Source organism: Betaproteobacteria bacterium (assembly GCA_016194905.1).
Lineage (GTDB): Bacteria > Pseudomonadota > Gammaproteobacteria > Burkholderiales > JACQAP01 > JACQAP01.
The window spans coordinates 108979-134098 of the sequence record JACQAP010000013.1; the positions used below are offsets into that span (position 1 = coordinate 108979).

The 25120-nt window shown below is 61.6% G+C and carries 26 protein-coding genes; 14 read left to right on the forward strand and 12 right to left on the reverse strand.

Going from position 1 to position 25120, the window contains the following annotated elements:
• Window positions 1-73 precede the first annotated feature (73 nt).
• Window positions 74-943: a TauD/TfdA family dioxygenase gene (locus HY067_07985; GenBank protein ID MBI3527894.1), complete on the forward strand. Its 870-nt coding sequence runs from the start codon at window positions 74-76 to the stop codon at window positions 941-943.
• A gap of 46 nt (window positions 944-989) precedes the next feature.
• Window positions 990-2225, forward strand: a complete 1236-nt coding sequence (locus HY067_07990; protein MBI3527895.1) for a branched-chain amino acid ABC transporter substrate-binding protein — start codon at window positions 990-992, stop codon at window positions 2223-2225.
• A gap of 115 nt (window positions 2226-2340) precedes the next feature.
• Here the strand turns inward: HY067_07990 and HY067_07995 are convergent, their stop codons facing one another.
• The 7 genes from HY067_07995 to HY067_08025 all read right to left on the reverse strand — a co-directional run bounded on the left by HY067_07995 (window position 2341) and on the right by HY067_08025 (window position 7186).
• Window positions 2341-2595, reverse strand: a complete 255-nt coding sequence (locus HY067_07995) for a hypothetical protein (protein ID MBI3527896.1) — start codon at window positions 2593-2595, stop codon at window positions 2341-2343.
• A gap of 299 nt (window positions 2596-2894) precedes the next feature.
• Window positions 2895-3419: a hypothetical protein gene (locus HY067_08000; protein MBI3527897.1), complete on the reverse strand. Its 525-nt coding sequence runs from the start codon at window positions 3417-3419 to the stop codon at window positions 2895-2897.
• Between the two features lie 58 nt (window positions 3420-3477).
• Window positions 3478-4134, reverse strand: coding sequence for a hypothetical protein (locus HY067_08005; GenBank protein ID MBI3527898.1), 657 nt, complete (start codon window positions 4132-4134; stop codon window positions 3478-3480).
• A gap of 5 nt (window positions 4135-4139) precedes the next feature.
• Window positions 4140-5138 (reverse strand): MCE family protein, encoded by a 999-nt coding sequence (locus HY067_08010; protein MBI3527899.1) that lies wholly within the window; start codon window positions 5136-5138, stop codon window positions 4140-4142.
• Window positions 5105-5587, reverse strand: a complete 483-nt coding sequence (locus tag HY067_08015; protein ID MBI3527900.1) for a hypothetical protein — start codon at window positions 5585-5587, stop codon at window positions 5105-5107. The genes HY067_08010 and HY067_08015 overlap by 34 nt, the downstream gene beginning before the upstream one ends.
• 4 nt (window positions 5588-5591) lie before the next feature.
• A complete protein-coding gene (locus HY067_08020; protein ID MBI3527901.1) occupies window positions 5592-6392 on the reverse strand; it encodes an ABC transporter permease in 801 nt (266 codons plus the stop codon).
• A complete protein-coding gene (locus HY067_08025) occupies window positions 6389-7186 on the reverse strand; it encodes an aldolase (protein MBI3527902.1) in 798 nt (265 codons plus the stop codon). The genes HY067_08020 and HY067_08025 overlap by 4 nt, the downstream gene beginning before the upstream one ends.
• A gap of 609 nt (window positions 7187-7795) precedes the next feature.
• Here HY067_08025 and HY067_08030 point away from each other — a divergent pair.
• The 5 genes from HY067_08030 (at window position 7796) to HY067_08050 (ending at window position 12738) form a co-directional block, all read left to right on the forward strand.
• Complete coding sequence (locus HY067_08030; GenBank protein MBI3527903.1) at window positions 7796-8794, forward strand: Gfo/Idh/MocA family oxidoreductase; 999 nt, start codon at window positions 7796-7798, stop codon at window positions 8792-8794.
• 12 nt (window positions 8795-8806) lie between these two features.
• Entirely contained in the window at window positions 8807-9196 is a 390-nt protein-coding gene (locus tag HY067_08035; GenBank protein ID MBI3527904.1) for a cupin domain-containing protein, read from the forward strand.
• Between the two features lie 3 nt (window positions 9197-9199).
• Window positions 9200-10183 carry a tripartite tricarboxylate transporter substrate binding protein gene (locus HY067_08040; GenBank protein ID MBI3527905.1) on the forward strand — a complete coding sequence of 328 codons (984 nt, stop codon included), beginning with the start codon at window positions 9200-9202 and terminating at the stop codon, window positions 10181-10183.
• A gap of 10 nt (window positions 10184-10193) precedes the next feature.
• Window positions 10194-11381 carry a CoA transferase gene (locus HY067_08045; protein ID MBI3527906.1) on the forward strand — a complete coding sequence of 396 codons (1188 nt, stop codon included), beginning with the start codon at window positions 10194-10196 and terminating at the stop codon, window positions 11379-11381.
• Between the two features lie 196 nt (window positions 11382-11577).
• Window positions 11578-12738, forward strand: coding sequence for an acyl-CoA/acyl-ACP dehydrogenase (locus HY067_08050; protein ID MBI3527907.1), 1161 nt, complete (start codon window positions 11578-11580; stop codon window positions 12736-12738).
• Window positions 12739-12781: 43 nt separating this feature from the next.
• Here the strand turns inward: HY067_08050 and HY067_08055 are convergent, their stop codons facing one another.
• A complete protein-coding gene (locus tag HY067_08055) occupies window positions 12782-13411 on the reverse strand; it encodes a hypothetical protein (GenBank protein ID MBI3527908.1) in 630 nt (209 codons plus the stop codon).
• A 190-nt stretch (window positions 13412-13601) separates the two neighbouring features.
• Here HY067_08055 and HY067_08060 point away from each other — a divergent pair, with 190 nt between their 5' ends.
• The gene (locus HY067_08060; GenBank protein MBI3527909.1) at window positions 13602-14294 is read left to right on the forward strand and encodes an RraA family protein; all 693 of its coding nucleotides are present in this window, start codon (window positions 13602-13604) and stop codon (window positions 14292-14294) included.
• Between the two features lie 255 nt (window positions 14295-14549).
• Here HY067_08060 and HY067_08065 read toward each other — a convergent pair whose 3' ends face one another.
• The 4 genes from HY067_08065 to HY067_08080 form a co-directional block, all read right to left on the reverse strand.
• Window positions 14550-17078 carry a glycogen/starch/alpha-glucan phosphorylase gene (locus HY067_08065; GenBank protein ID MBI3527910.1) on the reverse strand — a complete coding sequence of 843 codons (2529 nt, stop codon included), beginning with the start codon at window positions 17076-17078 and terminating at the stop codon, window positions 14550-14552.
• A 305-nt stretch (window positions 17079-17383) separates the two neighbouring features.
• Window positions 17384-17800, reverse strand: a complete 417-nt coding sequence (locus HY067_08070) for a VOC family protein (protein MBI3527911.1) — start codon at window positions 17798-17800, stop codon at window positions 17384-17386.
• Window positions 17801-17920: 120 nt separating this feature from the next.
• Window positions 17921-18268 (reverse strand): hypothetical protein, encoded by a 348-nt coding sequence (locus HY067_08075; GenBank protein ID MBI3527912.1) that lies wholly within the window; start codon window positions 18266-18268, stop codon window positions 17921-17923.
• A gap of 9 nt (window positions 18269-18277) precedes the next feature.
• Entirely contained in the window at window positions 18278-18664 is a 387-nt protein-coding gene (locus HY067_08080) for a hypothetical protein (GenBank protein MBI3527913.1), read from the reverse strand.
• Window positions 18665-18828: 164 nt separating this feature from the next.
• Between HY067_08080 and HY067_08085 the strand changes: the two genes are divergently transcribed.
• The 6 genes from HY067_08085 to HY067_08110 all read left to right on the forward strand — a co-directional run bounded on the left by HY067_08085 (window position 18829) and on the right by HY067_08110 (window position 25086).
• Window positions 18829-20679: a diguanylate cyclase gene (locus tag HY067_08085; GenBank protein ID MBI3527914.1), complete on the forward strand. Its 1851-nt coding sequence runs from the start codon at window positions 18829-18831 to the stop codon at window positions 20677-20679.
• A gap of 145 nt (window positions 20680-20824) precedes the next feature.
• Window positions 20825-21580 (forward strand): SDR family oxidoreductase, encoded by a 756-nt coding sequence (locus tag HY067_08090; protein ID MBI3527915.1) that lies wholly within the window; start codon window positions 20825-20827, stop codon window positions 21578-21580.
• Between the two features lie 10 nt (window positions 21581-21590).
• Window positions 21591-22508 carry a DMT family transporter gene (locus tag HY067_08095; GenBank protein MBI3527916.1) on the forward strand — a complete coding sequence of 306 codons (918 nt, stop codon included), beginning with the start codon at window positions 21591-21593 and terminating at the stop codon, window positions 22506-22508.
• Between the two features lie 41 nt (window positions 22509-22549).
• Window positions 22550-22858, forward strand: coding sequence for an antibiotic biosynthesis monooxygenase (locus tag HY067_08100; protein MBI3527917.1), 309 nt, complete (start codon window positions 22550-22552; stop codon window positions 22856-22858).
• A gap of 21 nt (window positions 22859-22879) precedes the next feature.
• Window positions 22880-23818, forward strand: coding sequence for a LysR family transcriptional regulator (locus tag HY067_08105; GenBank protein ID MBI3527918.1), 939 nt, complete (start codon window positions 22880-22882; stop codon window positions 23816-23818).
• 176 nt (window positions 23819-23994) lie between these two features.
• On the forward strand, window positions 23995-25086 hold the full coding sequence (locus HY067_08110; protein ID MBI3527919.1) for a galactose mutarotase: 1092 nt from the start codon (window positions 23995-23997) through the stop codon (window positions 25084-25086).
• Window positions 25087-25120 lie beyond the last annotated feature (34 nt).

A 25120-nucleotide genomic window follows, 5' to 3' on the forward strand; every position in this document is an offset into this window, starting at 1 on the left:
GCGTGTCCCTGAAGGGATACCGGGCTGGTGCCCATAAATGCCGTGAATGCAAGGAATACGAGTTCCTATGCCAATGCAAGTCAAGAATAGTTCAGGCTGGCCGTTCGAAATCAGGCCGCTGACGCAGAATCTTGGCGCAGAGATCATCGGCGTCGATCTTGCCGGCGGCGTGGATGACAAGCTATTCGTCGCGATTTACCAAGCCTTCCTGCGCTACCAAGTCCTGCTGTTCGGAACGCAGGACTTGCCGCCGGGCCGCCAGGTGGAATTTGCCCGGCATTTCGGACAAGTGCAGATCCACGTCATGAACCAGTATCACGCCGACGGTTATCCGGAACTCTATCGTCTGTCCAATCTGGACGAGAACGGCAATCCGAACGGCCAGCATCCCGACAAGGGTACGCTGGCTTGGCACACCGACGGTTCGTGGCAACGCATCACCGGCCAGGCCACCATCATCTATGCCGAAGTCGTCGCCGGCGAAGGTGGCGAGACGCATTTCTGTGACATGGTCGGCGCCTACGAACGTCTCCCGCCGACGTGGAAACGGCGCATCGAAATACTTCGGGCCGTGCACAACCTCGATTTTTCGCGCACCCGGCGCCACGGTGAAGAGCGGATGACCGAGGCACAGCGAAACGCGGTGCCCCCGGTCGATCATCCGATCGTGCGCACGCACCCGGATACCGGGCGCAAATGCCTGTTCCTGGGCGACCATGCCGAGTACGTGCTGGGGATGAATTATGACGACGGACGCGCGCTGATCGAGGAACTCAATGCGCTGGCGATCCATGCCGATCTGTCCTACGAGCATCATTGGTCGCCGGGCGAACTCATCGTCTGGGACAATCGCTGTGTTCTGCATCGCGCGACTTCTTACGACCCCGCGGTGCAGCGGCGGGTGATTCGCAGATGTACGGTACTCGGAGAGACGCCGCGATGAAACGGCGGAAAGGTTAGAGGTTAGAGTCGAAAGCCAGGAGGAAATCATGAATTTCAAATCGACTGTTGCAACCGTCATGGCATGCCTGTGGCTGAGCGCCGCGGCTTATGCCGCCGAACCCATCAAAATCGCCCACATCGACCCCATGAGCGGGCCTTTCGCACTGATCGGCGAGAGCGTCGGCAGGCACCTCGATGCGGCGGCGGCGGAAATCAATGCCAAGGGGGGCGTACTGGGCGGCACCCGATTCGAAATCGTGCACTTCGACAACAAATCGAGCCCGCAGGAAAGCGTGCTGCTGCTCAAGCAGATCACGGATTCCGGCATCCGCTATCTGACCCAGGGCGCGGGCTCCAATGTCGCCCACGCACTCTCGGAAGCCCTGTCGAAACACAATGCCCGCAACCCGGACGGGTCAGTGCTCTATTTCAATTTTGCGGCGCAGGATCCGGCACTGACCAACGACAAATGCAATTTCTGGCATTTCCGCTTCGATGCGCACGTGGACATGAAGCTCGATGCCATCACCAACTACATCGCCCTCCAGAAGGACATCAAGCGGGTCTATCTGCTCAACCAGGACTACGCTTTCGGCCAGGCCATCAGCAAGGCGGCTCGCGAGATGCTCGCGAAAAAGCGGCCCGACATCGAGATCGTCGGCGACGATCTTCACCCACTGGGCAAGATCAAGGACTTCTCGCCCTACATCGCCAAGATCAAGGCCTCGGACGCGCAAGCTGTCATCACCGGCAACTGGGGCCCCGACTACACGCTGCTGATCAAGTCAAGCAAGGACTCCGGATTGGGCGTGACCTACTACACGCTCAACGCACATAACGCGGGCGCCCCCACTTCTGTCGGCGCCGCGGGCGCCGACCACGTACGGCAGGTCTTCACCTGGCACGCCAACATAGCCGGCAACAAGATAGAGAAATTCGCCCTGGATTTTCGCAAGAAATACAATGGCGACTTCTACTACAACACCACCAAGACCGAACTGGAAATGCTGGCCAAGGCGATGAACGACGCCAAATCCATCGATCCGCTGAAAGTCGCCAAGGCGATCGAAGGCATGAAATACCAAAGCGACACCGGCGAGGTCTGGATGCGCGCCGACGATCATCAGCTCATGCAGCCGATCTACATCGCCACCTTCACCAAGGCCGGCGGCAAGGACGTAAAGATCGACGCCGAAGGCACCGGCTATGGGTGGAAGACCGACATCCGCATCGAACCGGCCGACACGGTGATGCCGACGACGTGCAGGATGGAAAGGCCATAACTCCAGGGGTCGGGAACCAGGACAATGCGGGAGGAGCCAAACCAAACCCCGCCTGCAAAAAACAACGGGCACCGATCGGTGCCCGTCGATTCGAACGCATACCTGGGCGTCGCGATTACATCTGACCGTATTTCTTCCTGGCCGCATCGACACACTTGGTCTTGTCGGTGCCGGTCAGGGGCTCGCACTTCTTAAGGGCCGCCAGATATTCCTGGTCGCGCTGGGAAGCGGTTGCGCCACCCGCGGCCGGATCCGCGGGTTGCTGGGCTTGCGGTTGCTGGCTGTTCTGATCCTTGTCGGCGGCAGCGGCGAATCCGCTCAGCGTCAAAGCCAGGGCAGCAGCGGTCAACATGGTAAGTAGCTTGCTCATCATCTCTCTCCTTTTTGCATCTTCGAATGTCATCAGGATGCACGACGATTTTCAACTTCGAGAAGCTGCGAAGCGAATGTCGTGAATGCCGAAGTCGTGGACCACGACACTACTTTAGTCCCGTCCGATGCAATCCGGTTCAAACAAAATGTGTCGCCTGACGGCGACGTTCTCTGATCATCGCAACAATGAACGCAACATGACTGACACCGGATCTCTTCGGCTTGAACGCCGGGAATGCAACGAGTTCGAATTTGCAAAGCAGTCCCCACCGAAAAAATATTGCAACAGTTTCCGGATCAGCTAAACATCTTCAGCCAGATCCAGCACAGGATCGCTGCGCTGCCCAGATAGACGATCAATCCGGCGGGTTTGGATAACACGATCCCGACATCCGCTTTCGATGGCACGCAGGAAACCGTGAGGCTCGCCGCAACGTAACTCCAGGCGAGTTCCCGCAACGACAGCGGAGGAATCTGGGCCGAACGGTAATACACGAGCCAAATTGCCGCAGGTAGTGCCAGCAATGGCGCGAAGCCCACCCAGAGCGCGTTGTACCAGCGGATATTGGAAAACATCACGTAGCCGAGCGTGGCCGAGCCGTCGCGATGGAATTTCGGAATCAGTGAAACTTTCACGGGCTTGGCCAGGGTAAGCGTGCCGACCAGAAAATGCAGCAGCTCATGCCCGACGGTGCCGGGAAGGGAAATCAGGCTGAAAAAGCGCGGCATCCGGCGCAGGTAATGCAGAAGTGCGGCGGTCGCAATCACGACCGCCAGATAGCCGCAAAACGACCATCCGATCGACAATCCGCGCCAATTCATTCCCGCGGCGGCTGCGTTCGGCGAACGCGCATCGCTTCCCCCGTCTCGAATACTCGCATCACTTCGCTGTTTGCAGGGACTGGTAAACTAGGTCGATGCGCTTTCGAATCGACTGCAGCGTCGCGGAATCACCGGCCGCTTCAGCGCGTTTGGCTTGAACGTTGAGGTAAGCCAGCAGCGGCCGGCGATAGCCCTGTGCCGAAGCCGTGTCGACGGCCGTGCCGAGTCCTTCCGGCGACAACTGCGCAAGTCGGAACAAAGCCCCCGCCGCTACCAGGCGCGAAACCGGGTCGGCGATCTGTTGCATTGCCTTATTGCGGGCGGCTTCGTCGCGGGCCGAAGCGACAGTGCGATACTGCGATGGCAGCCTCGCCACATCCTGCGCGCGCCACTGACCGCTGAGGAATGAGCCATAGGCCCGATCATCCGCAGTCGCCTCATTTCGCATCGAATCGAAATCCGCGCATGCACCGATATCCAGCGCTGCCGTTGCCAGCGCGCAGCGCACCAGTTCCGCGCGTGCCGCGAGCTCGGGCCTGCCGGTGGCCGCGACGGCGGCTTTCGCGTCCGTAAAACTGCGCTCCGCCAGCCGCGAATTGCCGTCGAGATATTGCTGCCTGAATCGTTCGAGGGAGGCGTGAGATTGCGATTGCCATTCCGGCGGCATCGGCCCGCCGGCACATGCCGCCAGCGACAGTACTGTCGAAAGAAGCACGCCCCTCACGGCAGCTTGATCTCCGTCTTGCGCGCAAATGGCCACTTGCGGTTGATTTCGTCGATCAGCCCGTTGACCTTGCGAATGCTGTCGTCCACCTCCACGCGCAGCGCACCAAGATCGGTGGTGGCATCTTTGACATTGGTGGCCGCGCTCTTGATTTCAGTGGTGCTGGCCTGCGCAATGGCAAGTACGGCATCGGCTTTCTTCAGGCTTTCGCGCGCCTCGGCGAGAATGGTGTTCAACTGCGCTATGGATTTTTTCGCCTCGTCCATCACTCCGCCTTGACCGAACATCTTGTCGTCGGTCTTCGCCAGCATGCCGTCCGCGCGGGTAGTCACGCCCTTCAGCGACGCGAGCAGCGCATTCACGCTGTCAACGGTATCGAGCACCTTTTTAGCCTGCTCCGGACTGCCGGTCACGCCGCCGAGCACGCCGTACTCGCCGGCCATGCGCTCGGTGACTGATTTCAGATTGGCCAGCGTCTGGTTGAAACCCGAATCGGGTCGGATGATTTCGTCCACGTTCTGCAGGATGCTGTTGGCGCGGGCGATGACCTGCGGGATATCCTGCGCAGCGTCTTTGCTGATCAGAACACGCTCCGAACCTGCCGGCAGCTCCGGATCCTGCAGCCTGGCGGAAACAGCGCGGATCTTCGCGCCGCCGAGGAGCTGCTTTTCCAGCGAGAACACGCTGCTGATGCGCAGCCAGCGCGCGTCCTTCTCCTTGATGTGCACTTCGATGCGCACGCGGCCGAGTTCGTCCAGCGCCATGCTGGAAACCTGGCCGATCGGAAACCCGGAGAACATGATCGGCATTCCCACCACCACCCCTTCCGCGTCCGGGGCGATCAGCGTCAGCGCCTGGGTGCGCTCGAACACGCCGCGCGCGTAGAGCGAGTAGAGCAACAGCCCAATCGCGATGACCGGGATCAGGGTCAGCACCGCCCCGACCTTGACGCCGAGATGCTTTACGCGCGGCTGTTGTACAGAGGGGCGTTCCATGCGTAATCCAGGATACAGCACTGCTCGAAGCGGCCTTCGAGCGCGAGTAGCACGCGATTGAGAAAGAAAGGATAGTTGGTGTCCGGCAGGAGTTGCGCCGGCCGGTCGATCAGGATTATAGGCGGAGACAACACGATCGCTCGCAGTAACTTGGCGACGAAGCGCTCCTCGTAGGTTAGATCGGGGTCGCGCTGCTCGGCGCAATCGGTATGCCCGACCTGCGTCAGCAGCTTCCATGCAATGTCGTTGGCTTCGCCGATATAAGTGTTGGTTCGAAACTGCAGCACCACGGTTATGTTCTCGAGCACCGACAGATTGGCGCGCAGTGGCAGACTGTCCGACACCAGCGCGGCCTGCGGATTGTCCTCGATGTACCGCCGGCGCTCGGCATCTCCCGCCAGCAGCACCACCCGCTTTTTCGCGGCGGATTTTTCGCTTGACTCGTTCATAGGATCATACGTAGACGATGGCGAGAGCCGCGGCCTCGATCAGCATCAGCGCGAAAAACAGCCGGACCATGCCGCGCAATACCGCGATCGGTGCATAGAACAGTTTCTGCGGCGTGTTCAGGCCTTCGGAAATCGGGATCACCGTCACGGCGAACCCGAAGGCAAGCGTCTTCGCCCACAGCACGAGGAGCGCCGGCATATCCAGCACCTTGCCGATCATGCGGGTGAAATCGCTGGTGGTCAGAGTCCAGGGATGGAAATCGACGATCAACAGGTTCGTCAGCCACAGCGCGACGACGATGTTGACCGCGGTCAGTGCCAGTACCGATATCGTGCCGCCCACCACGCGCGGCAGCAGTTCGAGGCGCATCGGGTCGATGCCGATGCGCTGCAGGGCATCGAGCTCGTTCTGAATTTTCATCAGGGCGACCTCGGTATTGATCGCGGCGCCAGTGCGCAGCGCGATGAACAGCGCGGTCATCAGCGGCAGGATCTCGATCACCAGGATGCGCACGATCAGTTCGAGCGCATATTCGTACAAACCGTACTTGCGCGCAGTCGTGCCGACGATTTCGATGATCAGAAAACTGAACAGCGCCGCGAACGCGGCGAAACCGGGCAGGATCTCCCAGGCGGTGAAATAGATCTGCTTCTGGACGACCAGCCGCGTCGCCTTGTTGTACGTGGACGGCGACAGCACACCGATGAGAGCGGTCACGGCGAACCGGAATACACGCACCCAGGCATTCAGCCGCTCGGAGAAGCCCTGCCCGCGCAGGGTCAGCCAGGTGTGCAACGCATTCATTGCCGCGGCGCTCCACCAAGTCCACGCACGAACTTCGCCTGTTCCTGCGCGGCGCTGTGCAGCAGGCTGATGTCGTTGCCGGCCAGCACCATGCGAAATCCGAGGCCGAGATAACGCGTGAGCAGTTCCCTGCCGTAGATGCCGCCGAGCGCCGGGATCTTGCCGTGCTTTTTGCACGCGCTCAGCACCGCGTCAAAGGCGGCTTTCACGCGCTCGTGGTCCAACTGGCCGGGGATGCCCATCTCGAGGCAGAGATCGTTGGTGCCGATGAGAAGAACATCCAGGCCCGGAACGGCGGCGATCCGATCGGCGTTTTCGACCGCGCGCGGCGTTTCGATCATCGCGACCACCAGCGTCGCGTTGTCGAGGCCGCCGACCACTTCGTCAACCGGGCGCGAAGCAAAACCGAAATGCGGATAGGCGCCGCCGATCGAGCGATGTCCCAGCGGCGGAAAGCGGAACGCATCGACCATCGCGCGCGCCTGTTCCGGGGTATCGACATGGGGGATGACGACGCCCAGCGCCCCGCCGTCGAGGCAGCGGGCGCCGAGTGCCAGTTCTCCCGCGGGAACGCGCACGAGCGGTGCGATACCCGCATCCAGCGCGGCCACCGATATCTGATAAGCAGTCTCGACCGAAGCCGACCCATGCTCCAGATCGATGAACAGCCAGTCGAACCCGGCGGACTTCATCAGGCGCGCGACCTCCACACCGCGCAGGCCGCGCACGCCCATCCCGATTGCAAGCTCCCCTTTGTCCAGGCGTTCTTTGGCCGGGTTCGTCAGTCGCTGCATTGCCTCTCCCCATAGTTGCCCCGGGCCGTGTGCCCGGGAGCAAGGATGGCAACGATAGCAGAACAGGCTGGCGGCCGGCATCCCACGCATCAGGGGCGTGGCGGTTTATTGAATCGCAGGGGGATCTGTAATACAGGGATCTGCTCTGCGCTAACCTCCGAACAATCGCCAGCCATGGCCAAAGCAATCGGGGCAAACCTGACTTCCGAGCCAGCCGGTCCCTTCACAACCCCGACAGAGATCCCAGACGAACGACAAGTCGCTGCGGAAAGTCCCTGCGCACCGCCTGCCGTTCACTGTTTTACTGCAACGCTGATTGACACTTTGCTTGGGGTCGATCACTGCACGGCAAACGGTACAGACTGCCAAAGGTTTCGGTTTTCTGGGATGCCGCATGGATTGCGCTTCGTCGAGGGTGGTACCTGCCGTTGACCCGGCCTGATGGGTTGTCCCGGTTCCGGGCGGGTACACCACACTACACCGCCTTTCGGGTGGGCGGTCGATTACTTCGACAGCAGAAATGCTGCGGATATCCCTGGTTTGTCCGTTCTTCGAGAATGAGCCCCGTCCAAGGTACACTCTCGGGAAATTTCGCACTCGGGAGAGATGATGAAAAAAGTCGTCTGGGGCGTGCTGAGCACGGCGAAGATCGGACTGCAACGCGTGCTGCCCGGAATGCAGAAAAGTGCCTGTTGCGATATTCGGGCCATCGCATCGCGATCGGCCGATTCGGCACGCAGGGCGGCCAGTGCGCTCGGCATCCCGAAGGCTTACGGAACGTACGAGGAATTGCTGGCTGATCCGGAAATCGAGGCGATCTACAATCCGCTGCCCAACCATCTGCATGTCCCGCTGACGTTGCAGGCCGCGGCTGCCGGTAAACATGTGTTGTGCGAAAAACCGATCGCGCTGAACGCGCAGGAGGCACGGCAGTTGCAAGCGGCCGCGGGAAAAGTGCTGATCATGGAGGCCTTCATGGTGCGCTTCCACCCGCAGTGGCTGCGGGCGCGTGAGCTGGTGCGTAGCGGCGACATCGGACCATTGCGTGCCGTCCAGTTTTTGTTCTGCTATTCCAATTCCGACCCCGCGAACATCCGCAACAAGGCGGATATCGGCGGCGGCGCACTCTACGACATCGGCTGTTATCCGATCACGGCCGGCCGCTTCTTCTTTGAAGCCGAACCGCAGCGGGGCATTGCGCTGATCGATCGCGATCCGGATTTCCGTACGGACCGGCTGACCAGTGCGCTGGTGGATTTCGGCTCCGGCCGCCATCTCGACTTCACGGTGTCGACGCAATGCGCGCCTTATCAGCGCGTGCACTTGTGCGGGACCAAGGGCCGCATCGAAATCCAGATACCGGTGAATGCGCCGCAGGGCGCAAAGACCACCCTGTTCATCGACGACGGTTCATCGCTGGCCGGCGCAGGTATTCGCACGGAGATTTTGCCGGAAAGCGACCAGTACATGTTGCAGGGTGAAGCGTTTTCGCGCGCGGTGCGCGGCGAGATCAGTTTGCCTTACGGCATCGAGAACGCGATCCACGGCATGCGCGTGATCGATGCGCTGTTCCGTTCCGAGCGCAGCCAGCGCTGGGAAGCCGTCTGACGGGAGACTCATATGCCGACTTTCGCGCGCTCGCGCTACTTTGTCCTCGCAACCGATGTGAAGCCCTACAGTCCGGCGAACCACACCGGCACCGTGAACCGCCGGCTGATCGGCCAGGAGAATGTCGGCGCCCGGCAGGTCGAAGTCGTGCTGGGGATGATCGAGAAGGGTCGCGGCGCGTTGCCGCACTCGCATCCCGGGATCGAACAGGTGTGCTACCTCCTTGAGGGCCGGGCTCGCGCCGAGGTCGGCGGGGAGACCTGCGAGATGGAACCCGGCGACTGCTGCTTCTTTCCGCCGGATATGCCGCATGTCTTTACCGCCATCGGCGATCAGCCCGCGAAAGTGTTGGTGATCTATTCGCCGCCGTACGGCGAAGACCCGGACAAGGTGAGGCGCTGACCGATGCCGCACGCACGACGGGACATCGGGTCGCGGATCGCCGCGCTGGTTTTCGCAACCTGGGTGGGGTGCATTCCGTCCCTGTTCGCCGCCGAGAAATATCCTTCCAAGCCGATCCGGCTGGTCATCCCGTTTGCCGCGGGCAGCGCCACCGATGCCGCGGGCCGGATCCTGGCGCAAGCATTGTCGCAACGCCTCGGGCAAAGCGTGATCGTCGACAATCGCGCCGGCGCCAATGGGCAGATCGCCGCCATGCTGGTTTCGCAAAGCCCGGCCGATGGCTATACGCTGTTCATGACCACGAATTCGACGCACAGTGCGAATCCGCATCTTTACAAAAGCCTCCCCTACGATCCGGTCAAGGATTTCGAGCCGATCGCGCGCGTCGGCACGCTTGCATTCATGCTGGTGGTGAACCCCGATCTGCCGGTCGGCAATACCAGGGAACTCATCGCCTACGCCATCGCGCATCCCGGGCAGCTTTCCTATGGCACGGCAAGCACTGCTTCGCTCGTCGGCGCGGAAACCATCAACGCGATGGCTCATACGGAACTCGTCGGCGTCGGCTACAAGGCGAGCCCGCAGGCGATTCTCGACCTGGTCGCGGGACGGCTGCAGCTCATGGTCGCCGACTTCGCCACCGCGATGCCGCAGGTCAGGACCGGCAAGCTCAGGGTGCTGGCAGTCACGACCGCAAAACGCTCGGCCCTGCTCCCCGGCGTGCCGCCCATCGCGGAGACGTTGAAGGGTTTCGACATGACCTCATGGAACGGGCTGTTCGCCCCGGCCGGCACACCGCAGCCGATCGTGGCTCGGCTGGTGCACGAAACCCTGGCCAGTCTCGCGCAATCCGACGTAAAGGACCGACTCGCCGCGATCGGATTCGAAGTGGACCCGCTGGATTCGGTTGCGTTCGGCCGCTACGTGCGCGAGCAGCTCGATACCTGGGGTAAACTCATTCGCGCCGCAAAAATCCAACCCGAATAACACCACGCAAATGCCAGGTCCATTGGAAGGGGTGAAGGTTCTCGACCTCACCACCGTCGTCATGGGTCCGTACGCGACCCAGATCCTCGCCGAACTCGGCGCCGACGTCATCAAAATCGAATCCCACGAAGGCGATAACATGCGCCATCCCGGTCCGATGAAGAATCCGGGCATGGGCTACATGTTTCTCGGCCTGAACCGCGGCAAGCGCGGCATCGTGCTCGATCTGAAAAAACCGGAAGGTCGCGCGGCGCTGCTGCGCCTGATTGCGGATGCCGATGTGCTGATCTACAACGTGCGCCCGCAGGCAATGGCCCGCCTCGGACTTTCCTACGAGGAAGTCGGCAAGCTGAATCCGCGCATCCTTTACGTCGGCGCTTACGGCTATTCGCAGAAAGGTCCGTACGCGGCAAAGGCGGCTTACGATGATCTGATCCAGGGCATCTCGGGCGTGCCCTGGCTGGTGTCGCAGACCGGCGCGAATCCGAACTACGCGCCGGTGAACCTCGCCGACCGGCTGACCGGCCTCCACGCGGTCTACACCGTCACCGCGGCGCTGTTCCAGCGCAGCCGCACTGGCCGCGGCCAGTCGATCGAAGTGCCGATGTTCGAATCCGTCGCGCACTTCGTGCTTGGCGATCATCTCGCCGGATTTTCATGGGATCCGCCGGATGGTGCCGGCGGCTACCAGCGCCTGCTCGCGCGGCGGCCGTATCCGACCAGCGACGGTTACCTGTGCGTGCTGGTCTACAACGACAGGCAATGGAAGAGTTTCCTCGGCGCCATCGGTCGCCCGGAACTGATGCAGGACCCGCGCTACGCCACGCAGGCAAATCGCGCGGCGAATATCCGCGACATCTACGCGTTTCTGGCCGACTTGTTCAGGACGCGCACCACCGCGGAGTGGATGGCATTGCTGGAAAGCATCGACATTCCGGTCGCGCGCATGAACTCGATCGAAGACGTGGTGAACGATCCTCACCTTTCGCAGAGCGGATTTTTCGTGACCGAAGATCATCCAAGCGAAGGGCGGCTCCGCGCGATGCGCACGCCCACGAACTGGTCGGAATCGCAGCCGGGTTCGCCGCGGCACGCGCCGCGACTCGGCGAACACTCCGCCGAAGTGTTGCGCGAGGCGGGTTACAGCGATGGTGAAATTGCGGAACTGGCAAGAAAGGGCGTCACAAAATTGATGTGATGGTCAAGTTTATGCAACGGAGAAAACTCGAGAACCACAAATCTCACCACGAAGAAACGAAGAACACAAAGGAACACGAAGAAATGCGAGATCAGATAGTAGGTTCTCTTCGTGAATCTTCGTGCTCTTCGTTTCTTCGTGGTGAGTCTTTCGATTGGAAGCAGCCCCTGTTCAGGGTCCACTAGCCGCCACCTCGATGGATTTTTCTTTTACTTCCGAACAACTGGCCATCACAGACGCAATTGCGAAGCTGTGCAGGAAATTTGACGCGCAGTACTGGCTGGAGCGCGACCGCAACGGCGGTTTTCCGGAGGACTTTTACCGTGCGGTCGCCGAGGCTGGCTGGCTCGGCGTCGCGATGCCGCAGCAGTACGGCGGCGCCGGACTGGGCATCACCGAAGCTGCGCTGATGATGCAGGCCATCAGCGAATCGGGTGCCGGCTTTTCCGGCGCGTCGGCCGTGCACATGAACATCTTCGGCCTCAATCCCGTGGTGGTGTTCGGAACCGAACAGCAGAAGAGCCGCTGGTTGCCGGCACTGATCCGAGGCGAGCAGAAAGCCTGCTTCGCCGTGACGGAACCCAATGCGGGACTCAATACCGCGAAGATCGCGACCACGGCGCGCCGCGACGGCGAGCACTATATTCTGCGCGGACAGAAAATCTGGATTTCCACCGCGCAGGTCGCGGACAAGATGCTGGTGCTGGCGCGCACCGCCGTAACCAGCGGGAAGCCGACCGACGGCCTGTCGCTGTTCTATACCGATCTGGACCGGCGCTTCGTCGAGGCGCGCGAGATCGACAAGATGGGGCGCAAGGCCGTCGACTCGAACCTGCTGTTCATCGAGGACCTGCCGGTGCCGGCGGACGATCGCGTCGGCGAGGAAGGCAAGGGTTTCGATTACATCCTGCACGGGCTGAACCCCGAGCGCATCCTGATCGCAGCCGAAGCGATCGGCCTGGGCCGCGCCGCACTGCGGCGCGCGGTCGCCTATGCGAAGGAGCGCGTGGTCTTCGATCGGCCGATCGGCCAGAACCAGGCCATCCAGCACCCGTTGGCGCGCTGCTGGATGGAACTGGAAGCCGCGAATCTGATGGTGTTCAAGGCGGCGTCGCTGCATGACCGCGGTGAACCATGCGGGGCGGAATCGAATGGGGCGAAATATCTGGCCGCGGAAGCCTGCTTCCATTCCTGCGAGCAGGCAATGCTGACGCACGGCGGCATGGGCTATGCGAAGGAGTACCACATCGAACGTTACCTGCGGGAAGCGATGATCCCGCGGCTCGCGCCGGTCAGCCCGCAACTCATTCTCTGTTTCATCGCCGAGAAGGTGCTCGGCCTGCCACGATCTTATTGAACGCCCGAGCCCTATTAGACGCCCCGGCCATACTAGAGCGAAATCAGCGGTGACCGAGCAGAACGATCGCCGAATTGATGGACAGGATCAATGCCGCGACCGCAAGGATCCAGCCGGCGGTACGCGGAGAGGACTCGAACCAGCGATCGAGCGGCACGTGCATTTTATCGGCGCCTTTGGCGATCTGCCGCGACGAATACCAGCGGTTTGCGCGCATTTCGAGAGCGCCGAGCGCTCGCGGAAAAAATCCGAGAATGATGCCGATCGCTATCGCCAGTACGCTGCCGACGATTAGCAACGTTGCAAGGCTTTGAATGCCCCAGTGTCCGATGACAGAAAAACGCCTGGCGCCAAATACCGAAGCCACGGCGGCGGCGTCTACCTTCACCACCAGCATGACTATCGAGAATGTCCCGCCGATGATGAAGAGGGCGCCGAACCAGCGCCGGTACTTGTAGACGAACGGTTCGATTTCATGCCGCGCTTCCATCGGCTCGAGCTTCTTCCGCGCCGAGACCCAGCGATTCATCGGACCGAACAGACGGAAAACCCGGACCCGGAAAACGATCAATCCGATTCCCATGCCGACGCCGAAAATGCCCGAAACCAGAAAGAACAGGAAAACGACCGGAACCAGAAGCTGGTCGACCAGGTAATTGTTGAGAAGCGGCATGAGGCCTCCACTCTTGAGGGCAAAACCGTTAACCGTCGACATGGTCCTGCCGCGGGCCACTGACCCGGAGGTCGATCTCTCGGCGCCCGGTCGCGTGCCAAGCGGCAATTCCGCTGGCCGCACTATAAACCAAACTGTTTGTAATAAACTGGCGAGGCCGAATAGCCCGTTTCGTGAGAATTCAATCCAAATGGACACACCTTCCCTTTTTGCGCATCTGCGCCGGTTCGACACCCCTACCATCGCCAACGCGCTGGAGATCGCGCAGGGAAAACGCTCCACCAGCGGTTTTACGCAGCAAACCTACCTGTGCGCGTTTCCGAAACTGCCGGCCATCGTCGGGTTCGCCAGAACTGCAACCATCCGCTGCTCCACGCCGTATGACCCCGCGGTGCGCAGAAAAAACCAGATCGCCTATTACGACTATGTGGCGCAGGGAGAGCAGCCGACGATCGCGGTAATTCAGGACATCGACAGCCAGCCGGGACTCGGGGCGTTCTGGGGAGAAGTCAATACCCATGTCCATTGGGGACTGGGTTGCGTGGGGTCGCTGACCAACGGATCGATGCGCGACCTCGACGCGATGCACCCGCAGTTCCAGTGCTTCGCCGCGACGCTGTCGCCCAGTCATGCCTGGGTGCAGGTCGTCGATGTCGGCAAGCCGGTGGAAGTGCTGGGCCTGGCGGTAGGCAATGGCGACATAGTGCACGCCGACCGGCACGGTGCGATCATCATTCCACGCGACGTACTGGACAAGCTGCCGGCGGCGATCGATCTGATGGCCCGCCGCGAGAAAGTCATTCTCGACGCCGCGCGCAAACCCGGTTTCGGCGTCGCGGCTCTGCGCGAAGCCTTCGCCGCTTCCGACCAGATCAAGCAGTAAAGCTGATAGGCGTGAACCGCAAAGGCGCGAAGGCGCAAAGGAAGGCGAAAGGAAGGATTTCGGGAGTTGGTCTGCCATCCTTCAGAAATTTGACAGCGTTTGGAACGACTTCCGTTATGCATTTTCCAATTCTGTCGCCATGACGGACTGACCAGCGATCAACCCACGCACTTCATTAAGTGTCCCCTGCTTTTCTTTGCGTTTCCTTTGCGCCTTCGCGCCTTTGCGGTTAGTGCCTTGTTAAGGTAGAACCCGCTACTGCAGGAATTTCCCCTTCACATCGTCGCGCGAGAGCATCTTGATCGGCACCTGTTTGGCGTGCCAGATCTGCTCGCAATATTCGCGGATCGTGCGGTCGGAAGAGAATTTTCCGGAGCGCGCCGTGTTCAGGATGGACATGTGCGACCAGCGCTCGCGGTCGGCATAGGCGAGCCCCGCCTCGTGCTGGCAGTCGACATACGAGCGGAAGTCTGCGAGCACGAGGTAGGGATCGTGCAGCAGCAGATTGTCGACCAGCGGACGAAACAGCTCCGCGTCGCCGCGCGAGAAGAATCCCGTGCGAATCAGGTCGATGACTTCGCGCAATTCGGCATCGGCCTCGTAGCGCTCCGACGGACGGTAACCGCCGGCCCACAACTGCGCGACCTCCGGCGCAGTCAAGCCGAACAGAAAAAAGTTTTCCGCGCCCACTTCCTGGCGGATCTCGATATTGGCGCCATCCAGCGTACCGACGGTGAGCGCCCCGTTCATCTGGAACTTCATGTTGCCGGTGCCGGACGCTTCCTTGCCGGCCGTCGAGATCTGCTCGGACAGGTCCGCCGCCGGATAGACACGCTGGCCGCTGCTGACATTGAAATTCGGCAGGAACACCACCCGCATGCGGTCACGCACTGCCGGGTCGCGATTCAGCACGTCTCCCACCGCGTTGATCAGTCGGATGATCAGTTTCGCCATGAAATAGCCCGGCGCCGCCTTTCCGCCGAAGACGAACGTGCGCGGCGGCCCATCGCCGGCGCGGCCGGTCTTCAATCTCAGGTAGTGCGCGATGACGTTCAGAACATTCAGGTGCTGGCGCTTGTATTCGTGGATGCGCTTGACCTGCACGTCGAACATCGAATCGGGGTCGACCACGATGCCGGTCTTGCCCTGCACCAATGCGGCGAACTGGCGTTTGTTATCGTGCTTGATGTCGCGCCACAGCCCGCGGAATCCGCTGTCGCCGGCAAGGGGCTCGAGTTCCCGGAGTCTGCCGAGATCCTTGACCCAGCTCTCACCGATCGTGTCGGTGATCAGTTGCGCGAGCTTCGGATTGGACAGCGCCATCCAGCGGCGTGGCGTGACGCCGTTGGTCTTGTTGCTGAACTTTTCCGGCCACAGCGCATGGAAGTCGGCCAGTACGTCCTGTTTCAGCAGCTCGGAATGCAGATCGGCCACGCCATTGATCGCATGGCTGCCGACGCAGGCGAGATTCGCCATGCGCACATAACGCTCGCCGCTTTCGTCGATGAGGGACAAGCGCGCAATGCGCGCGTCGTCGCCGAAGAAACAGATGCGGGCTTCGTCGAGAAAACGCGCGTTGATTTCATAGATGATCTCGAGATGCCGCGGCAGCAGCTTGCCGAACAATCCGAGCGGCCAGCGTTCCAGCGCTTCCGGCAGCAAGGTGTGGTTGGTATACGCAAAGGTCTTGCGTGTCACCGTCCAGGCCTGGTTCCATTCCATGCCGTTCTCGTCCACCAGCAAGCGCATGAGTTCGGCCACGGCGATCGCCGGATGGGTGTCGTTCAACTGCACCGCGAATTTTTCGTGAAATCGCTCCAGAGGAATCTTCTGTCCGCGCATGATGCGCAGCATGTCCTGCAGCGAGCAGGAGACAAAGAAATACTGCTGTTCGAGCCGCAGTTCCTTGCCCTTCACCGCTTCGTCGTTCGGATAGAGCACTTTCGTAATGTTTTCCGAGACGATCTTGCGGTCGACGGCGCCGTAATAGTCGCCGCGGTTGAACACGGCGAAATCGAAGGATTCGGGCGCTTCGGCGCGCCACAGCCGCAGCGTGTTGGCGGTGTTGGTGTGATAGCCGAGGATGGGGGTGTCGTAAGGGATGCCGATCACGGTCTGCGAAGGCAGCCAGCGAGAACGGAAACGGCCTTGCTCGTCGACGTACGACTCGGTGCGTCCGCCGAGCCTGATCTCCACCGCCCACTCCGGCCGCGGAATGTCCCACGGCGTGCCGAAGCGCAACCATTTGTCGGTCTTTTCCACCTGGCTGCCGTCGACGATTTCCTGCTCGAAAATGCCGAACTCGTAACGGATGCCGTAGCCCATCGTCGGAATCTCGAGTGTGGCCATCGAATCGAGGAAGCAAGCCGCCAGCCGGCCGAGACCGCCATTGCCCAGCCCGGGTTCCTCTTCCTGCTGCAACAATTCGTCGAGGTCCAGACCCAGTTCGGCGACCGCCTGCTCCACTTGTCCGTAGATGCCGAGATTGACGAGATTGTTGCCCAGATGGGGGCCCATCAGGAATTCGGCGGAGAGATAGGCGACGGTGCGCGATTGCTGCCGCGTGTAAGCTTCGGCGGTGCTGACCCAGCGATGCAGCAGTTGATCGCGCACCATGTAAGCGAGCGCCATGTAGTAGTCGCGCCGGGTGGCGAGCGCGGGGAATTTGCCTTGCATATAGAACAGGCTGTCGAGAAATTCCCTCTTCAGCGTTTCCTTGGCTGGCGCGGACCGTTCCTCTGCGATCGCGACTGCTGCCCCTATTTTCGTGACGCCGGCTTGCATCTTTTCTCCATGGATGGAATCGCCCTGTATCGCATCGACAGCCGCAAAAAGCGTGCGCACGCGTCGATGCGGTGCGTGGACTTTTGAAGATTGCCGACCAAGGCGAAGTCCGCGCCGGCGGCGGGTTTGCGGCGAAGAGCCGGAATCACCCCCGGCAATCCGGGGTGGGAGTATGCACCACCGGCGCACAAGGCGTCGGATAGATGCACAGGTACGGTGCATTCCTGCGCCAGGGAAACAACCGATGCGGGAGACGATGTAAGGTTGCGAATCCGCCTAAATAAAAAGTGCTGGCCTCGCAAATGTCATTTCGCGAACAGCATGGCCGGATTTTCGAACGACTTGAACTCGATCGCGTTGCCGCAGGGATCGAGGAAAAACATCGTCGCCTGTTCGCCAGCCTGACCCTTGAAGCGGATGTGCGGCTCGATGATGAACTCGATGCCGGCCGCTTTGAGCCTGTCGGCGAGTTTCTGCCAGGCATTCATCGGCAGCACCAGTCCGAAGTGACGCACCGGTACATTGTCGCCGTCGACCAGGTTGGTGTCCCGAGGGCCGCCATCCGGCGAAAGATGCGCAACGATCTGGTGGCCGTGGAAATCGAAATCGACCCACTCCGGGGATGACCGCCCCTCCGGACAGCCGAGCAATCCGCCGTAAAAAGCGCGCGCCTTGTCCAGGCTGGTGACGGGAAACGCGAGGTGGAATGGCATGACCGGCATGGTGTTGCTCCCGATAAAAACGCAGGGCGCAGTTTACACGCAGAAACTCGCCGCGAGATCCGCCGGCAGGCAAACATCGAGTACGCCGGCGGGTCAGTAACCGCACAACTCAGCGGCTCCTTATCTGGACTCCGGTTTTCGCCGGCGGTAGGCTTCGACATACGGTTCGACATCGCCCGCCTGCACTGCTTGCACGGCTTCGGCGGCGGTACGGTCGATGCGCTGGGTGATGACCTCGATGCCCTGGATGGCCAGCATCTTGGTGTACTTGATGCCCGGATCCTCCCCAGCGAAGCGGATCACATCCGGATAGCGCGTAAAGTCCCGCACCCGGAACGGCTCGCGCGCCCACCAGACCTCCTGCAGATGCGCGATCTCGCGTTCCGCCCCCTTGATGCGGTAGTCGAGCCGGTCGGTGAAGGTGTAGTTGGCGAGCATGGTTTCGCCGATCAGCAGCAGCTCGACCACGACACGTTGTTAGCCGCCGCCTTCGGTAGCAAAGTGCGTGGCGATCTCGTCCGCCTCTTCGGCGTTCAGGACGTCGGCGGCCGCGCCGCCCAATCCTTCACGAAACCAGGCCGGGTCTTCGAGCCTGACGGCGATCAAATCGTCGACAAGTTCCGCGAGTTGTCCTTCCGCGGCCTGCCACTCGGGCGCCGCCGGATTCCAGTCCGGACCCAGCCCCCGGGCGAGCCCGCGGTCGGCGAGCATCGCGCGGATCGCCTTCAGTCCGGCCTGTTTGATGACCACGCAGCCGATCGCGATCGGAATTTCGGGGTCGTGGCTCGCCGCCAGCCGGGCAACGGCCTGGCCCTTCGCATCGTCCGCCAGCGCGGGCATCCCGGCCAGGTGCAGGGAAATCATCAACAGCAAGGTCCCCCGGCAAAGACCGGGTAAAAGCACTCGAATTTTCATGGCTGCAAAGTTTAACGGCATTTGGCCGACAAGTTCGACTTGCCACGAACGGCCAATATCCGCTTAGAATTGCGCCGGGTCGCGTCGCAAACAATATTCGGGTTCCAAACCCCATGCCCTGCCACCTTCTGGTCGCCGTTCTGCTCTCGAGTGTCCTGGCGATACCAGTCCAGGCTGCGATAGCCATCGGCTCCGGTCAGCAGCAGCTTCCGCTGGCGGGCAAGCTGGAGGTCCTCGAGGATCCGTCCCGCAAGCTGACGCGCGAAGACGCGGCCTCCCCCGAGGCATCATCGCGCTTCCACAAGCTGGAGGTCGCAACCGACCTGAATCTCGGCTATTCCTCTTCCGCCTACTGGCTGCGTTTCTCGGTCCTGCCCGCGCAGGATGCCCCGAGAAAATGGCTGCTGGAGATCGCTTACCCTTCGCTGGACAGCGTTGAAGTGTTTGCGCCGGATGAATCCGGGGCCTATGTCCGCAGCGAAGCGGGGGATCATCAGCGTTTCGGTGCGCGCCCGTTCCAGCATCGCAACCTGGTATTTCCGCTGTCGTTCGCATCGGGACAGACGCAGACCATCTACACCCGGGTGGTATCGGACGGCAACCTGACGCTTCCGGTAACGTTGTGGACACCGGAGGAATTGCACCGCAGCGACCAACGCACCTACACGCTGCTGGCCTTGTATTACGGCGCGCTGATTGCGCTGGCGGCCTACAACCTGTTGCTGTATTTCAGTATCCGCGACCGCCGCTATATCGAATACGTGGCATTCGCGCTGTCGATGGCCGTCGGCCAGGCTTCGCTGAACGGCTTGGCCAATCAGTTTCTGTGGCCGGACTTGCCGGTGTGGGGAAACGCCGTCTTCCCCGCCGGGATGGCCGCCACCGGTTTTTTCGGCGCCATGTTCACCCGCAGTTTCCTGGAAACGCGGCGCATCGCGCCCGGACTGGACCGGATCATCCTGATCTGGGTGGTTCTGTTCGCGATCTGCGCTGTCGCGCCGTTCGTGTTGCCCTATCGTTTCGCGGCGGTCATGGTGTCATTGGGCGGCATTACTTTCTCGGCCATTGCGGTCGCGGCCGGCGTGCTGTGCTGGAAGCGCCGCTGTCCCGGTGCGACTTATTTTCTGGTGGCATGGACGCTGCTGCTGCTGGGCGTGGCGGTGACCGGATTGCGCAACTTCGGCTGGCTGCCCACCACCGACCTGACCTCCTACGCTATGCAGATTGGCTCGGCACTGGAAATGCTGCTGTTGTCCTCGGCGCTCGCCAATCGCATCAACGACATGCGCAGGGAAAAAGAAAAGGCGCAGGCGGAGGCCCTGGGCGCGCACCAAGAAGTCGTCCAGACGATGCAGCGCACTGAGCAGGAGCTTGAAGGGCGCGTCTCCGCGCGCACGCGCGAACTTGCCGACTCCAATGCGCGCCTGCAGGAAAGCCAGCAGGCGTTGCACCAGCTCGCCTATCACGACAACCTTACGGGGCTCGCCAATCGCGCGCTGATGGATGACCGCATTGCGCAAGCCATCGAGCGAGCGCGGCGCAATTTATCGATGGTCGCGATCCTGCTGGTGGACCTGGATCGATTCAAGCCCATCAACGACTCGTACGGACACGCAATCGGCGATGAGGTACTCAAGTCGATCGCCATGCGTCTGAAGGAATGCGTGCGCAGTTCGGATACGGTGGCGCGCATAGGTGGCGACGAATTTGTGGTCGTGCTCGATATCCTGCGCTCGACGGACCACGCCGATCGCGTGGGCGCTTCGATCGCCGCATCGCTGGCCAAACCCTTCCCTGTCGGCGGCGAGCAGATCATGATCAGCGCCAGCGTCGGTCTCGCGCTTTATCCGGTGCACGGCATGGACGCGCAGTCGCTCATCAAGAAAGCCGACCAGGCCATGTACCAGGCCAAGATCGCCAGCCGCGAAAAAAGCCAGGCGGGCGGACGCTCCTTCGCAGCCTAGTTCCCGGAAAGTTTTCCCTGCAGTCCGAGCCCCGGTCCGAAGCGGCGCACACGACCCGGCGGGTACCGTGCGGTATCATCTTCCCTCCCGGCAGGTGGTTCGCAGCCCGTCGGCACTTATCAGAACAATTCGAGGAGATCGGGCAATGGCCATACAAAACAAGGTCGCGATCGTTACCGGTGCCGGCAGCGGCATAGGCAAGGCGGCAGCGCTGGCGCTTCTGAAAGCGGGATACAGCGTGGCGCTGGCGGGCCGCCGCAACGACGTGCTGGAACAGGCGGTAAAGGAATCCGGCGCTGGATCGCGGGCTCTGGCGGTGCAGACTGACGTGAGCGACCCCCAATCGGTGAAAGCGCTGTTCGCGAAAGCGAAATCTTCTTTCGGCCGGGTCGACGTGCTGTTCAACAACGCCGGCGTCAACGCGCCGGGTGTCCCGCTCGAGGAACTGACCTTCGAGCAGTGGAAGAACGTGGTCGACATCAACCTGACCGGCATGTTCCTGTGCATCCAGGAAGCATTCCGGATCATGAAGGACCAGAATCCGCGCGGCGGTCGCATCATCAACAACGGTTCGATTTCGGCGCACGCGCCGCGCCCGAACTCGGCTCCTTACACCTCGACCAAGCACGGCGTGACCGGGCTGACAAAATCCGCATCCCTCGACGGACGCAAGTACGACATCGCCTGCTCGCAGATCGACATCGGCAACGCGCTGACCGAAATGGCGGCGAAAATGACCAAGGGTGTGCCGCAGGCCAACGGCGAAATCAAGGTCGAGCCGACGATCGACGTGAACCGCGTCGGCGAAGCCGTGCTCTACATGGCGAAGCAGCCGCTGGACACCAACATCCAGTTCCTCACCATCATGGCCACCAAGATGCCGTTCGTCGGCCGCGGCTGACGCGCCGGACTTGGCCTACCCCGGCTGGTTGTGGATCCCGGTCACCCTGTGGGCGGCCTTTGCGCAGACGTTGCGCAACGCCGCCCAGCGCCAGTTGACGGGCGAACTGGGGACCCTTGGCGCGACATTGGTCCGCTTCCTGTACGGCCTGCCGTTCGCCGCGCTTTGGCTGCTCGCCGTGCACACGGTCGGCCAATACGACTTGCCCGCCGGCAATCTGTCCTTCCTGGGCTGGGTGCTGCTGGGTGCAGTCAGCCAGATCGCCGCTACGGCGCTGTTGCTGCGCGTCATGGCCGAGCGCAATTTCACGCTCGGCGTGGCCTACTCCAAGAGCGAGATCATCCAGGTCGCCGTCTTCGGCTTCGTTTTTCTCGGCGACAGGATCAACATGATCGTGGCATTCGCCATCGCGCTGGGAACGGCCGGCGTGCTGATGCTGGCGCCCGCCGACCGCGAACATCCGCTGCGCGCGTTGCTGACCGGTTGGACGTCGCGCCTCGCACTGCTCGGGCTCGCGTCGGGCACCGGCTTCGCACTGTCGGCGGTGGGATTTCGCGGCGCCGCGCTCGCATTGCAGGGCACGCCTTTCCTGATGGCCGCGGCCTGCACATTGCTGGTCGCGCAGTTCGTGCAGACGCTGTTGCTCGGCGGCTGGCTGTTATTGCGCCACCGGGATGTCGCGATGCGCGTGTTGCGGGCATGGCGCGCGTCGCTGTTCGCGGGATTCATGGGCGCGGCGGCGTCGGCGGGCTGGTTCACCGCCATGGCGATCGAGCCGGTCGCGCACGTGCGCACGCTCGGCCTGACTGAATTGCTGTTCAGCTACGTCGTGTCGCGGCGCGTGTTCCGCGAACATCTGGCGCGCCGTGAATTGATCGGCATCGCGCTGCTCACGCTCGGTCTGATCGTCGTTACGCTGGGCTATTGATCCGCCTTGTTACTTTTCTTTCAACCAGACAGGAACGCCATATGATCCACGTCATCGCCACCGTCGAACTCGCGCCCGGAACACGTGACAAATTTCTCGCCGAGTTTCGCAAGGTCATCCCCGATGTGCTGGCGGAAGCCGGCTGCATCGAATACGGCCCGGCGATCGACGCCGTAACCGACATCCCGATCCAGTTCAAAGTCGGCGCGGATCGCGTGGTGGTCATCGAAAAATGGGAAACCGTCGCCGCGCTCAAGGCTCACGGGGTCGCGCCGCACATGCAGGCTTATCGCGCACGGGTAAAGGATTACGTGCGCGGCATGGAGTTGCGCGTGCTGTCGCCGGCCTGACGCCAGGATCGGCGCAACCGCATGCCGTCCCGCCAGGACGCCTGGTTCATCCGGGTACGCCTTAAACCGCGGCAACTGCTGTTGCTGGTGGCCATCGACGAGCTCGGCAACATCCACAAGGCCGCCGACGAACTCGGCATGACGCAACCCGCGGCCTCCAAACTCCTGAAGGAATTGGAAAGCGCGCTGGAAGTCACGCTGTTCGACCGGCTGCCGCGCGGCATGCGCCCGACCTGGTACGGCGAGATCATGATTCGCCATGCCAGGATGACGCTGGCCAATCTCGGGATTGCGTACGACGAAATCACGGCACTCAAGGCGGGCTTGAGCGGACAGGTGGCAGTGGGATGCATCATGCCCGCCGGCACCGCTTTGTTTCCGCTCACCATCGCCAGGCTGAAATCCCATTACCCGCTGCTGCAGATACGTGTGGAATTGGATTCAAGCGATGCCCTGCTCGCGCAACTTACGGACAGCAAGCTCGACATCGTGGTCGCACGGCTGTTCGAGCATCACGACAAATCGGCATTCAATTTCGAACCTCTCGCGGAAGAGTCGATATGCGTCGCCGCCAGACGCGGGCATCCGCTTACGCGAAAAAGAAAGCTGCAGTTAAGGGATCTCGCAGACCTCAGCTGGATCCTGCCGACCGGGAAAGTGATACGGCACCGTTTCGACATGGTGTTTCGCGGCCTCGGGCTCGCTCCCCCGCAGAACATTGTGATCACGCCCGCATTGCCAGTGACCATCAGCCTGCTTCAACATGCCGATATGGTGGCCGCCGTGCCGAATGAAGTCGTACAACACTACCGCGAACATGGCATGCTGGATCGGGTGCCGATCGATTTTCCGCTCAAGATGGACGCTTACGGAATCATCACGCGGCGCAACCGCCTGCTCTCGCCAGCAGCGCAGATCATGTTGAAAACGCTTCGCGCCACGGCTTCCGAGCTCTACTGAAAATGCCATCCGGCTCTGCCGGCGCATATACCGGATTAGGCATCCCAACGGCCGAATCTTTCATTGGACGGCCATGATCCGCGCTCCTATGATCGGTCCGGCAACAAGTCGCGGCCCGAAATTTCGGAAAGCAACAAGTTCCGATGCGCGCGATTCCAATACCGGACCACAACAACATGGCAATTCGCACCGCGCCGGCAGTCGGCCGCCGCGATCCCGGCATCGACAAGACGCCCTACGGCATGCTCGCAAGCGGCGAGCGTACCGATCTCTTCACGCTTCGCAACGGCAACGGCATCGAGGTGAAAATCACAAACTACGGCGGCATCGTCGTTTCGCTCACCGCTCCGGATCGTCATGGCGACCTTGCCGACGTCGTGCTCGGTTTCGACAGTCTCGACGGCTTCATAGGCAATCGTCCCTACTTCGGCGCCGTGATCGGCCGCTACGCCAACCGTATCGCCGGCGGGCGGTTCATCCTGGGCAACCACAACTACACGCTGTCGACCAATGATGGCGGCAACCACTTGCACGGCGGCTTGCGGGGATTCGACAAAGAACTCTGGAGCACGCGCACTGTGCGACGCAAGGCCGATGTCACGCTGGTACTGCGTTACCTCAGCGTTGACGGCGAGGAAAGCTATCCGGGCAACCTGGAAGTCGAGGTGGCCTATACGCTCACCCGCGACAATGCCCTGAAGATCGAATATCGCGCCAGTACGGACCAGCCCACGCCAGTCAATCTGACCAACCACACTTACTTCAACCTGGGCAGCGGTCCGGACATTCTCGATCACGAACTGAAGCTGTACGCGGATCGCTTTACACCGGTCGATGCCGGCCTGATTCCCACCGGCGAGTTGCGTCCTGTCGGCGGTACGCCCTTCGATTTCAGGACACAGGGACGGATCGGCGCGCGCATCGCAGATGACGACGAGCAGTTGAAGCGGGCGGGAGGCTACGACCACAATTTCATTCTCGCCGGGCAAGCGGGCCGGCTGGGCGTTGCGGCGGAAGTCTACGAAAGGAAAAGCGGACGGGCGCTCAGGGTGCTGACGACCGAGCCGGGGCTGCAGTTCTACTCCGGAAATTTCCTGGACGGCAGCATCGTCGGCAAGAATCGCAAGGCATACGGCCGCCGATCGGGCTTCTGTCTCGAAGCCCAGCATTTTCCGGATTCGCCGAACCAGCCGCACTTCCCCTCGACCATCCTGATGCCGGGTGCGAAGTATCGCCAGACCACGATCTATCAGTTCGCAACGCTGTAGTTCGTCGCTGCAGACGAACGTACTTGCGGCGGCG